Here is a 12,083-nt window from a genome sequence, read left to right on the forward strand (position 1 = left end):
ATTCTGTAGCTCAGCTGGTAGAGCAATACACTTTTAATGTATGGGTCCTGGGTTCGAATCCCAGCGGGATCACAAATAAAAAGCTCCATCTTAACAGATGGGGCTTTTTTTATGCCCAGCGGAATTACAAGCGTTTTCTCAAACTTCATCAAAGCCGTCTAATCCCAGTGGCATTTTTTTCTACCTGAAGTAAGGTATGGCGGCAGGGCCGTTTCATTCTACCTCTTTTGTCATCCTGTAAGGATCTTGGTAGCGAGAAGCGTTGGCTTAATCTCTGGGGGGAGGGGCCCTCTATTTCAACCAAGTTTTTTAACCTGTTCTCTTAGAATGCAACGAACCTAGGTATAGCGGGGGAAAGACTTATTTCTCATCTATGCCCAGGCGTTTTACGAACCCGCTTCTCCTTTTCCTGCTTAATCCCCAAACGCGAAGACCAACAGCAGCACAAAGCCACCCACCGCCAGCAGTCCGTGGCCAACGGCCAAGGCTTTAGGTATAGGGCGACCTGTCAGGTCCCGGGATATCATGTACAGACCTCCCAGCGCGGCCAGCACAAATAGCACCAGACTCTCCCAGGGGTTAGGGCCTCCTCTGGCAATGTATATAATCAGCAGCACCAGGCCGACAACCGCCATGGGGCCATGGGAGAAAACAATGGCCTTGGGGGTCTCTTTGCCCCGGAGTACAAAGGTGAGGAGGTACATGCCCAGCAACGCGGCCAGCGCGAAGAAACCAATGGAAGTATAAATCAGATTCATGGCTGACAGGGTTTAAGTGATGGGATTATTGATTTCGCGCTCACCTGAGGTCTTGCCACCTGACTCAAGTAAGTGACCGGATGTGGGGTCAATTGCTTTCCGCTCCAGGTTGAGAATGGCAGGGCCTTCGATCACGCTCCCATCAATCATAAAGCGGCTTCCGTGGCAGGGACAGTCCCAGGTCTTCTCGGCGTTGTTCCAGTTCACGATGCACTTCATGTGGGTGCAGACCGCAGAGCAGACGTGCAATTGGCTGTGCTCATCACGGTACACGGCCAGCTTCTCTGAGTCCACCTCTATGGTTTTGCCCTCGCCCGGCCCTATATCAGAGAAATGACTGGCCTGTCCGGCGGGTATGTCCTTGAGGTATTGCGCCGCAACGTTGGCATTTTCCTTGATAAACTCTCCGGCAGTGGACAAGTTGGTGCCCCTGGTCGCGTCAAAAGCCTCCAGCCAGGGGCTTCCCTCTCCGGCTATCGTGTCAGCCAACTGAATGCCGGCCACAGTGCCGTAGGTGAGCCCATCGGCGTAGAAGCCAGTGGCTATGTAGGTCCGCTTCGCACTTTTGTGCGTGAGCCCGATATAAGGCACCCCGTCTCCTGAGCGGTAATGCTGGGCCGACCACCTGAACTCCACCGAGGCAATGTCAAAGTGCTGTCGGGCATAGGCCTCCAGTTCGTTGAAATAGTGCTGGTACTCCTGGTGCGAGGCCTGCCCGGTTTTGTGGTGGTTGCCGGCTATCATCAGCATGTCCAGCTCCATGGAGTCGGTACTGTGGGTGGTAATGGCGTGGTGGGTCTTGTCGTTGTGCCAGTAATAGGCATCCGGGTAAGCACCCGATTTCAAGCGCATGGCCACTACATAGCTTCGATAGGGAGCGGCCACTGTTTGCACAGAATGGATACCGATGGGAATGTGCGTGGCAATGATCATCTGGTTGCAGGTCACCGTGCCGTGTGTTGTTTTCAGCAGGCAATGGTCCTCTTCCTCCTTCAAGTCCAACACAGTGGTGTGTTCATAGATCTGGCCGCCCATTTGGGTGACAGCCTTGGCCAATCCCAACACGTACCGCAAGGGGTGGAAACGCGCCTGTCCATCCATCCTTACAGCCCGCTGCACACTGTCGAACCTGAGCCCGGGTACCTGCGTCACAAATTCTGTAGCCATGCCCGCCTGTTGCAGCGCCTCTGCCTCCTTTTCAATGTTAGAGACCATGTCCTCTTCTTGCGTGAAGAAATACCAGGGCCGCCGCGCGAAATGGCAGTCGATGCTATACTGTTGGGCGTGCTGCTCAATAAAATTCAGGGCCGTGAACCTTGCCTGTGCCACGGTGCTGGCCACTTCCTGGCTTCTGGTTTTGGCGATGTGGTGGAAATAGGGCCCCACGGGTACATACAGGTTACCAGTGGACCAGCCGGTGGTGCCGCCTCCCACTCTGCGGGCCTCCAATACCGCTACGCGCTTGCCTGCCTTAGCAAGTTGGTGCGCCGCGGTAATACCGGTTATACCGCCGCCAATAATGGCGACGTCTACCCGAAGGCCCCCGTCCAGGGTAGGGTAATCAGGACGTTGGGGAGTAGTAGCCTCCCAAAAAGATTGTGTCTCCATGCATGCGTGGTATAAGTATAAGGATCAATTTCAGTATCAAAACGACTGCTCATCTTGCAGTTTATTCCCCATCCGTCCGAGCCTGTTGGGCGGGCATTGCCTTCAGATCCGCTGGAAAACATTCTCCACTATCTGGTCGCAGTAGATGAGGTTGAACTCATACACGGCCGCCTTCGGATACCAACTCTCCAGCTTCTTGCGCAGCATGCTCTTCGCCCTGTTCAGCCGCACTTTTACATTTGCCTCTGTTATGTCCATCACTTCCGCCGTCTCATGTACATTCAGGCCCTCCAGTTCACGCAATACAAACACAGTGCGGTACTCCGGGGCAAGCTGTTCTATGCACCCCTCCAGCACCCGACCAAGCTCACGGTTCAGCACTTCTCTGTGCCCGTCAGAGGACAGGTTCTTCTCAGTGAAATCTACCTTTCCGGTATGGCTGACATCCGAGAAGGCGGATTTGGTTTTATGCGCTTTTTCCATGGTCCAGTGATAGCACTTGTTGAGCATTATTCTGATCAGCCAGGTTTTATAGGCGGCGCGGGACTCGAACTTTCCCAGATTCAGGTAGGCCGCAATGTGAGCCTCTTGCATCAAATCCTGCACATCGTCATGCACGAAACCGAAAGAACGACCCACTTTGTAAAGCGCTCCGTTGTGCCGCCTGATCAGGATCTCAAACATATCTTTCTCACCGGCTTTTATCTTCGAGACAATCTCGCTGTCCGGTGTATAGCTGCCCGCAACTTCGGTTTTATGCATGTTTTTAAGGTTGTCAGTGAGTGTAAATTATTAAATATCAGGATTATACCTGAATACCACCCCCACTTATAATTAGTTGTCTTTTAGAACCTTCGCTTTTTTTTATTTAGAGTAAGAAGGGTGTGGATTGGTTACAAAATCACAGCAAAGTACTGCAAGAGGCTAAAACAGGTGCCAGTAAGTGAGGGGAGCTTTTAAATGAGATGGCCGGATCGCGTCTCGAATTTCTTTCCTTTGGGCAGCACGTGCATGATCATATTTTCCAGGCAGAGGGGCTCGTTGGGTGCCAATTGCCCGTAATTGTTCTCCTTTAAGTGCCTGCCGTCAAACAGAACCACCAGGCCAGAGCCTATGGTCTCCATGCAGCTCCCATCCGTGATGAGCACAGCAGTGTCCTCACCGAGCCCCACCCCAATCAGGTTAGGGTAGGCGGCCAGACTTTCAATCATTCTGGGAATGCGTCGGCGGTTTACGAAGTGGGTATCGATCATCACATTCTTCAGGAACCCCAGTCCGTCTCCCAGCTCGACATCTCCTTTCACCAGCACGTTTTTTTCTGCCGCGCCCAGAATCATGATTTCGGCCATGGCCATAGCGCCTGCGCTGGTCCCCGAGATCAGAAATTTCTCCTCCTTCCAATACCTTTCCTGCAAGATCTCTAATGCCGGCGAACCCGCAAAAACCTCCGTGATCCTGCTTTGGTTACCTCCGGTGAACATGACGGCATCTGTTTTTCGCAACCGCTCCAGGTTTTCAGGTCTGGCGACGTCTTCTTTTGTTTGCAGGTGCAGGGCACCCACATTGTCGCAGCCTAACAGCAGGAAACCATCATAATAAGCCTGGGCCATCTCTTCAGGTATGTGAGAGGCCGTCGTGATCACTTCGATGCGGGTGCCGATTCCGTGCAGCTCGTCATGAATACGCTTCAGGATGCCGGTCTCGAAAAAACGGATTTGGTCGTGCAGGTGCTCGTCTGTAGGCTCGGGCATGGTGCCTTTGTCCTCGTTTCCGCCTATCGCCACAATTTTGCCTTTTGGTAGTCGCATGGGTTCATTTTTAAACTATTAGAGTGCCCACCGCAGGTATAGGTTACAACACGGGCCTTTTCCTGCACCGTCACAAAAAACGACGATCTCTTTTGTAACTTATTACGAGCCAGCTACTCCAATATCTATCTAATCACTTTAAAATCAGAAAATATGAAACGTTTTGAGAAGATCACCATGAAGGCAACGGCTCTATTGCTTAGCGTATTCGCCTTCGGGACCACGGTGCTTGCGCAGGGAAACCCGACTTTATCGGATGCGGAGGTCGCCTCGGCAGCTGTGACAGCCAATCAGATTGACATTGATTTTGCTGCCATTGCGAAGGAAAAATCCAAGAATACCCAAGTGCTGGAATTTGCCCGGACCATGGCCAATGACCATCAAGCCGTAATCGATCAGGCGGTCGCCCTGACAGAAAAGCTATCTGTGACTCCCAAGGACAACGCAGTCAGTCAGCAGTTGAAGGCCGATGCGGAGAAAACCAAAGAGCAACTGCGTGCTAAGTCAGGAAAGGCTTTTGACAGGGCTTATATAGACAATGAAGTGTCCTACCATACGGCCGTTATCGCTGCGGTGAAAGATATCCTGATTCCGGAGACCGAGAACGCAGAGCTGAAGGATTTACTGACGTCTGTGGTGCCCGCCCTGGAGGCACACCTGGAGCATGCGAAAATGATCCAGCACAAGATGTCCGGAAAATGATGCTCCCGATGTTGACGGCAACGCTCAAGGCCCTGCTTCCCTGTGCTCTGATTCTGCTGACGGGATTTCCTTTTCTAAAAGAGAGGCCGGCAGCCAAGTTGCACCGCGTGGAGATTGTGCAAATGAAGTTCAGCCCTTCCAGTCTGAGCGTGCAGCCCGGGGATACGGTGGTTTTTGTAAACCTGGACGTGGTTACCCATGACGTGACAGAAGCATCAGGCAAGTCCTGGAGGTCGCCGCCCCTGGCAGCCAAAGACTCCTGGAAAAAAGTTGTCAGGACCAGCGCCAACTACTATTGCAGTTTCCACCCTGTCATGAAAGGTACGATCACGGTCCAGTGAGGCCGGGGGAGGAGCGACGCTGTTTGTGGGTGCTTGATGGCTGAAGCGCTGCGCAGGTATATTATTTGGTTTTAAGGAATTAATCTTAACTTTAAGTCTCGCGTATGAGGTGCCCTATTCGAGATCGCGTTAGCATAATTAGATTTAAATCGTTGATTTATAAAGCGTAATGGGTTTTTAACGATCCCATTGGCATCACTTCTAAAGAGCCTCAAACCTGTGTTTGGGGCTCTTTTTATTTCTACGGTTTGCAACCACCTCAAACCCTTTGGGCATTTATGAGTTTAAATGCCTTTGTATACCTAAAGTCTATACATGGAAAACTTTGTCAGGATTCAGGTGCCGGTTACTATTTCTTACCCTGCTTTGGAGAGTGTGCTCAGAAAGCAGCTGGTTGGCGAATACATACCCAAGCCCTCAGAAGATACGAATGAAAGTCCATACGCGCAGATTCTGGATGTCGGGCTGGCCGGTAGCAGTTCCGGTACAGGCGACATTATCCTGCGGGTCAGGATCCGGATTTTAAGGACCATCCTCAAACGCGACAACGTGGAGCTGTATGTGCAGGCAGCGCCAGGCTATGACAACGCCACGCAGCAGGTATACATCCGTAGGTTCAACATGCAGGCCCAGACCTCCAGTCGCTTCTATAATTCCTCACTCGAGGTACTGGTCAACAAGGTGGCCTACAACCAGATCATCCAGAAGGCAAGGGTCAACCTGACCGAAATAATTGCGGGGGAACTGACTAAGGCAAACGGTATGCTGGAGACAGGTATAGAGCTAAAAGGCCTTAAGCTTAATGGAGTAGTGGAGGAGGTGCGGGTGCAGGACATCACGCCAAAGGCCAACCGGATGTTCCTGAACCTGGAGCTACTGGCAAAGATGGAAGTGGATGTGGTTGACCTGACTGAATTGCTGCCTGCCTAGTCGTGGCTTTAAACCTGGAAATATGGCTGGCTGAGTTTTTATGCTATTTTATTTTCGAGGAAAGATAAATTTTACCCGTTGGTTAACGCTTTGATGCTTAGGTAGATTAAACCAAAACCTCGCCGGAGCGTTGTATACTGATAACGAATAAAGGCGGTGGGGTTTGCGAATTAAAGAAAAAGGTCTACTTTTGCACTCCCAACACGGGAAACAAATAGTGCTGATTCTGTAGCTCAGCTGGTAGAGCAATACACTTTTAATGTATGGGTCCTGGGTTCGAATCCCAGCGGGATCACTAAAACAAGAAAGGCTTCTTACGAAATGTAGGAAGCCTTTCTTGTTTTATTTGTGCAGGGTTTTTAAATATCGGCACTGGTCATGTTCAGATTGGTCTGCTGGGTGGTTATTTCCTTACTTCCCAACTTGCCCTGCTCCACCTTTTCCAGATACTGCACCAATTCCAGTGTACGGTTGATAACTTCCATATCGGGGCGGTATACCTGTTCATCGGGTGCAAACTGCCCCTGTGGCGCAATCTTGTTGTGCAGCACTTTGAGGTAGGTGATGTAGCTGTCTACCTGGCTACCGATGTAAGTGAAGAAATCCGGGTTTTCGGTGGCTTGATCCAGAAAGCCGGCCTTCTGATTTTCAGCATCACGAATCTCTGTGTAAACTACTTGAGCAGCCTCTTCTTTGGAAAGCTCCTTCGCCTGCAGCCCGGCTAAAAATTTGTCATAATCGAATTCCATCTGATAAAGTTTGCCCGTGGGGTGTGTCAGGCTACTGCAATGACAATACTTCCATGTACTTAGTTCGCTGTGCGGATTTATTCGGTTTTGTAGAGCGTTTCAAACAGCTTGTACTTGTATTGCTTGTACTCCTGCAGCACCGCTACCATGGCAAACAGGGTCAGGGCGATCACGACAGGGTATACCATGTACAACATCGGGTGCAGCAGCGGCAAAAACAGCAAACCCAGCAGCAGGATAGAGATGAAACTGTACAGGTATGAGGTTTTGGCACTGAAGCTCAGGATACCGCCTTTCACCATTTTAGGGCTTGTGAACGAAGCAATAATGCCAATCGGGGTCAGCACCAGCACAGCGGCAGCGTACATCAGCAAAATAAAAGTTGCCTGCTCGTGGTTAAAGAAAGCCACATATAGCACCACAATGGCCGCGTCTATCAGAATAGGCATACGTAGCGGCAGCAGACTAGCCTTCAGAAATTCTTTGTAGCTTCCGGTGGCGCGTTCAGTTGTCAGCCACAGGTTTTTGTAAAAGCCCCACACATTGTTGAACACATAGGTATAGATCACGAGCGGACCCACAAACAGCCAGAGCGATATGTTCTTGTCGAGCATGTGGATGCCCTTGGCCGAGTATACCGTCGCGTCGATGCCGAGCATGAGTACCTTAAAGCCCAGCCCGAACAGGAGCAGTTGCTTCGCCATTTTGTGGTTTTTAAATAGGCGCCAGCCCAGACTGCGGCGGGCATCGTTGCTGTAGTTCACGGTGCGGCGCTTTGGCTCATAGGCCGCTTGCTCCAGCAGGTAGTTCGCGAGCAGGAAACAGGCCAGCGAAGCCAGATGCACCACCAGCATCATCACCGAACTGACAGGCTCAAACATGGGCGCGCGGGCCTCTAGGGCTATAAAGGCGCCTACCATAACCACGGCTCCCCAAAAAGCACTGCCACGCCAGTTGATGCGCCGCTCAATAAACACCTGCAGCGACCGCCTTGTAATGTGCGCCGTCAGAAATACCAGGAAACTCTGCGCCAGGTGCAACAAGGTATAGTCAGGCGACATCATGCAGAGCAATAGCAGGAAGTTGAGCAGCACAAAGTAAAAGGGCGACACCAACTCCACGATCAACTCAGTCCAGAAGCGCTTGAGCGGCTTAATGGGGTAAATGCGGTTAATGAAATCTGCCTTTGGGATATAGGCCGGGAAAAAACCGCGCAGTATGGTGAACGACAGCAGCAGCAGGTTGGTATAGCCCAGCATCTGGCTGACATCCATATTCAGCCCGCCTTCACTGGCCTGTTGCAGCAGGTACGTAATCAGCCAGGCATAAAAAGCAGACAGCACAATGCCCAGCGCAAGCAGGAGCACCCGTTGCATTTTTTTTTGCCGGAAATAGCTGTTCAGTCTCGCCTTGCAGGAATATAAAATCAGATCCATTACTTAAGTTGATAAGTTAAAAAGTCGGAAAGTTAAAAGGTCAAAGAGCCAGAAATATATCTTTCTAACTGTCTAACTTTTTGATTTTCTAACTTAGTTCAACATCCAGTCGATGTCGGCGTCGGCGGCGGTGTGGTGCGGGAGCAGGAGCTGGAACAGAGCCTGGTCTATGAGTGCCTCGCCGTTCATGGTGAACTCCTGCACCGACCCGTTGTACATCAGCTGTCCGTCGTTAAGCACGCCAATGTGCGTCGCCACGCGCTCCACGTAGTTGAGGTCATGGGATGAGATAAGCACCACGCGGCTCGGTGTGCTGTAGTTGCGGATCAGTTTCACCAGCAATTGGGCGGCGATCGGATCAAGACCCGTGAAGGGCTCGTCCAGGATCAGCACGCGCGGCTTGTGCAGGATGGCGGCCACAATACCTACTTTCTTTTTCATACCGGTGGAGTAGCCCGCAATATTTTTGTGCAGCGACTCACGTTCTGTGAAAAAGTAATTGGTCAGGCTGTTGATGCGCTGCTGCGCCTCGTCTTCAGGCAATTTGTAGAGCTTCGCCACAAAGTTGAGGTACTCCAAACCCGTAAATTCTTCAATCAGGGGATTGTCTTCGCAAAGGGCGCCCAGGTCCTGCTTCACCTCCAGCGGATTGGTCAGGTAGTCTTTGCCGTAGAGCGAAATAGTGCCATTATCAGGCTTTATGAGATCGAGAATGCTGTTAAGGAAAGTACTTTTGCCAACGCCGTTTTTGCCGAGCAGGCAGTAGCACTGGCCCTGTTCTATGGTGATGTCAAGCGATTGCAGTACATGTTTGTTGCCATACGCTTTGGATAATCCTTTTATCTCGATGCTCATACACTTCCCTGGCTAAATATTGTAATATAACTATTCTTAATGGAGGTATAAATTTAGGTATACCCATGAAATAGTCCAAACTTTAAATACGAAACTTAAGCTTTGGCCCACCGACGTCTTCAAAACTTTATGCGCTTTTGTGCTAAACCAACATTGTTACCTATGCATAAGGTTTCGGTACTTCTTAAATGTTTTCCGTTTTTTCAAACTCCCTCACACAAGCATTTCAGTACCAAAAGCTTGCAACGGTACTGCAAGGTGAACAGCGAAAATAAATTTATGTTTTTAGGCTTATCTAAAATTAAGTATAAGTAAATCTAAACTTTTATTTAAGTTTGTCTCGTATTAGCAAAGGTAAGCTTAGCATAGAAAATGAAGTACCTATACCTGATTTGTATTTTGTTCATCGTCCCCGCTCTGGCGAGTGCCCAAACCGGAAGAATTAAGGGACACGCAATGACAGGAGAAGCGCCTGCAGCCTTTGCCAGCATTGGTCTGGTGGGGAGCAATATTGGGGCTACCGCTGATGAGAACGGGCGGTTTGAGTTGGAACAGGTTCCGGCAGGAGTGCATAAGATCAGCGTTTCCGCGATCGGGTATAGGCCGCAGGAATTATCTGTGACCGTAAAACCGGGCGAGATAGCAACTGTGAAAGTATTTCTGCAGCCTCAGGACGCGCGTTTGCGGGAGGTCGTTGTCTCAGGCACCATGCGCGAAACCTACCTATTGGAATCGCCTGTGCCGGTGGAGGTCTATACCTCGAAGTACTTTCAGAAGAACCCTACCCCGGCCATTTTCGAAGCGCTCGAAATCGTGAACGGGGTGCAGCCCCAGATCAACTGCAGCGTGTGCGGCACAGGTGACATCCACATCAACGGGATGGAAGGCGCCTATACGATGGTGCTCATCGACGGTATGCCGATCGTAAGTGCCTTGTCTACCGTGTATGGTTTGAGTGGTATACCGAACAGTTTGATTGAGCGGGTGGAGATAGTAAAGGGGCCGGCCTCCACGCTCTACGGCTCTGAGGCAGTGGCGGGGCTGATCAACATCATCACCAAAAGCCCCTTGACGGCACCGCGCCTTTCTGCCGACCTGTTCTATACCTCGCACCAGGAACTGAATGCCGACATAGGGTATAGCAAGCGTTGGCAACGCGCGTCCACTATGCTCAGCACGAACTACTTCCGGTTTGCCGACAGGCGGGATGTGAACGGCGATAACTTTACGGATATCCCGCTGCAGCATCGCTTTTCGATCTTCAACAAATGGAGTCTGAACCGTCCGCAAAATCGTGTGGCCAACCTGGCAGCCCGCTACTACTATGAAGACCGCTTTGGCGGGGAGATGCAGTGGCAGCCCAGGCATAGAGGCGAGGAACAGGTATACGGCGAGTCGGTCTATACCAGTCGCTACGAGGTGCTGGGTGGTTACCAGTTGCCTGTACCTGAGAAACTGCTGTTCAGTTTTTCTTACAACGATCACCAGCAGAATGCCGCATACGGCGAGACAGTTTACAAAGGGCTTCAGCGGGTAGGCTTTGGGCAGCTGGTATGGGACCGGGATCTGGGAGCCAGGCAGAAGCTACTACTGGGCGCCACCTACCGCTATACCTGGTATGATGACAACACAACCGCCACCGAGCGGGAAGCGGGTGCCGGCAACCGTCCGGATCGCACTTCGCTGCCGGGGGCCTTTGCGCAACATGAGTACAAAGCCTCCGACAAATTCACGCTGCTTTCCGGCTTGCGCTACGACTACCACTCGGCGCACGGCGGTATTTTTTCTCCTCGCCTGAGCATGCGTTGGGCTCCAGACGGTGACAACATCTTTCGCCTAAGCATGGGCAATGGCTACCGCGTGGTCAACCTGTTCACCGAAGACCACGCCGCCCTGACAGGTGCCCGCGAAGTGGTCATCCGGAATGAGCTGAAGCCGGAGCAGTCGTACAACATCAATCTGAATTACCAGCGTTATATTCCGCTTGGCAGTGGTTTTCTCAACCTGGAGGCTTCGGCTTTCTATACCTACTTTACCAACAAGATCATTGCTGATTTTCTGACCAACAACACGCAGATCTTCTACGACAACCTGAGCGGGCACGCCATTTCCAAAGGGGTAGCCCTGAACACGGAACTGGCCTTTACTTTCCCACTGCGCATTCACACTGGTGTTACCTTGATGGATGTGTATCAGGTGCAGCATACCCCTGAGCAAGGCAAGGAGCGGATTCCGCAACTGCACGCACCGCGTTTTTCGGGCACCTTCACAGCCTCCTACCAGTTCAGGCAGCTCGGCCTCACGCTGGACTACACAGGAAGCGTAAAATGCCCTATGTACCTGCCAGTGCAGGAAAACGATTTCAGGCCTGAGCAGTCGCCCTGGTTTAGTCTGCAAAACCTGCAAGCCACCAAAGCTATGGGAGAGGGGCTGGAACTGTACGGCGGGGTGAAAAACCTGCTGAACTTCATGCCCAAACACCCGCTTATGCGCCCCTTCGATCCGTTTGACAAACAAGTGGAGGTGGACAACCCATACGGCTACAGCTTCGATACAGAGTACAACTATGCTCCCATGCAGGGGCGTCGTTTTTTCCTGGGTATCCGCTATACCTTGCCGCAGTAGCTATCGGCCTGACTGCTTGAGGTATAGAATAGCGACAACAGAGTGGGAACTTAGCCTGTGTTAAAAAAATGCCTTTGACGGTGTTTGGTTGTTGCAATTCTCAATTCTGCAGTATACTTTTGCAAACCCATTTACCTGCGCACGTGGTGAAACTGGTAGACACGCCATCTTGAGGGGGTGGTGCCTTCGGGTGTGGGAGTTCGAATCTCCCCGCGCGCACATCAAAAGCTCTGTTCTTAACTGAATGGGGCTTTTTTTATGTCTTTCGCAG

General features: G+C 51.3%; 11 protein-coding genes and 3 tRNA genes. 7 read left to right on the plus strand and 7 right to left on the minus strand.

Annotation, left to right across the window (positions count from 1 at the left end; translation table 11 throughout):
• Positions 1 to 72 (plus strand) — tRNA-Lys (locus Q4E40_RS15550).
• A 341-nt stretch (positions 73 to 413) separates the two neighbouring features.
• On the opposite strand, the gene Q4E40_RS15555 is transcribed toward Q4E40_RS15550, so the two are convergent.
• The 4 genes from Q4E40_RS15555 to Q4E40_RS15570 form a co-directional block, all read right to left on the minus strand.
• On the minus strand, positions 414 to 758 hold the full coding sequence (locus Q4E40_RS15555) for a hypothetical protein (RefSeq protein ID WP_303413454.1): 345 nt from the start codon (positions 756 to 758) through the stop codon (positions 414 to 416).
• A gap of 12 nt (positions 759 to 770) precedes the next feature.
• The gene (locus Q4E40_RS15560; RefSeq protein WP_303413455.1) at positions 771 to 2,366 is read right to left on the minus strand and encodes an FAD-dependent oxidoreductase; all 1,596 of its coding nucleotides are present in this window, start codon (positions 2,364 to 2,366) and stop codon (positions 771 to 773) included.
• A 102-nt stretch (positions 2,367 to 2,468) separates the two neighbouring features.
• Positions 2,469 to 3,128 carry a sigma-70 family RNA polymerase sigma factor gene (locus tag Q4E40_RS15565; RefSeq protein ID WP_303413457.1) on the minus strand — a complete coding sequence of 220 codons (660 nt, stop codon included), beginning with the start codon at positions 3,126 to 3,128 and terminating at the stop codon, positions 2,469 to 2,471.
• Positions 3,129 to 3,322: 194 nt separating this feature from the next.
• A complete protein-coding gene (locus Q4E40_RS15570) occupies positions 3,323 to 4,174 on the minus strand; it encodes a cyanophycinase (protein WP_303413458.1) in 852 nt (283 codons plus the stop codon).
• 153 nt (positions 4,175 to 4,327) lie between these two features.
• Here Q4E40_RS15570 and Q4E40_RS15575 point away from each other — a divergent pair, with 153 nt between their 5' ends.
• From Q4E40_RS15575 to Q4E40_RS15590, 4 genes are all read left to right on the plus strand, one after another.
• A complete protein-coding gene (locus Q4E40_RS15575; protein ID WP_303413460.1) occupies positions 4,328 to 4,876 on the plus strand; it encodes a DUF4142 domain-containing protein in 549 nt (182 codons plus the stop codon).
• Entirely contained in the window at positions 4,873 to 5,217 is a 345-nt protein-coding gene (locus Q4E40_RS15580; protein ID WP_303413462.1) for a plastocyanin/azurin family copper-binding protein, read from the plus strand. Before Q4E40_RS15575 ends, Q4E40_RS15580 begins: the two co-directional genes overlap by 4 nt.
• Before the next feature lie 315 nt (positions 5,218 to 5,532).
• Complete coding sequence (locus Q4E40_RS15585) at positions 5,533 to 6,147, plus strand: DUF4403 family protein (protein ID WP_303413463.1); 615 nt, start codon at positions 5,533 to 5,535, stop codon at positions 6,145 to 6,147.
• Between the two features lie 222 nt (positions 6,148 to 6,369).
• Positions 6,370 to 6,442, plus strand: a tRNA-Lys gene (locus Q4E40_RS15590).
• Between the two features lie 64 nt (positions 6,443 to 6,506).
• On the opposite strand, the gene Q4E40_RS15595 is transcribed toward Q4E40_RS15590, so the two are convergent.
• The 3 genes from Q4E40_RS15595 to Q4E40_RS15605 form a co-directional block, all read right to left on the minus strand.
• A complete protein-coding gene (locus Q4E40_RS15595) occupies positions 6,507 to 6,896 on the minus strand; it encodes a hypothetical protein (RefSeq protein WP_303413465.1) in 390 nt (129 codons plus the stop codon).
• Between the two features lie 77 nt (positions 6,897 to 6,973).
• Positions 6,974 to 8,332, minus strand: coding sequence for a hypothetical protein (locus Q4E40_RS15600; protein ID WP_303413466.1), 1,359 nt, complete (start codon positions 8,330 to 8,332; stop codon positions 6,974 to 6,976).
• Positions 8,333 to 8,425: 93 nt separating this feature from the next.
• Positions 8,426 to 9,187 carry an ABC transporter ATP-binding protein gene (locus tag Q4E40_RS15605; RefSeq protein ID WP_303413468.1) on the minus strand — a complete coding sequence of 254 codons (762 nt, stop codon included), beginning with the start codon at positions 9,185 to 9,187 and terminating at the stop codon, positions 8,426 to 8,428.
• A gap of 372 nt (positions 9,188 to 9,559) precedes the next feature.
• On the opposite strand from Q4E40_RS15605, the gene Q4E40_RS15610 reads away from it, so the two are divergent.
• Together Q4E40_RS15610 and Q4E40_RS15615 are read left to right on the plus strand one after the other, a co-directional pair.
• Positions 9,560 to 11,812 carry a TonB-dependent receptor gene (locus Q4E40_RS15610; RefSeq protein WP_425475178.1) on the plus strand — a complete coding sequence of 751 codons (2,253 nt, stop codon included), beginning with the start codon at positions 9,560 to 9,562 and terminating at the stop codon, positions 11,810 to 11,812.
• A gap of 137 nt (positions 11,813 to 11,949) precedes the next feature.
• Positions 11,950 to 12,031: transfer RNA gene (locus Q4E40_RS15615), tRNA-Leu, on the plus strand.
• The last annotated feature ends 52 nt before the right edge of the window (positions 12,032 to 12,083 follow it).

Source organism: Pontibacter coccineus, assembly GCF_030546575.1.
Classification (GTDB): Bacteria; Bacteroidota; Bacteroidia; order Cytophagales; family Hymenobacteraceae; genus Pontibacter; species Pontibacter coccineus.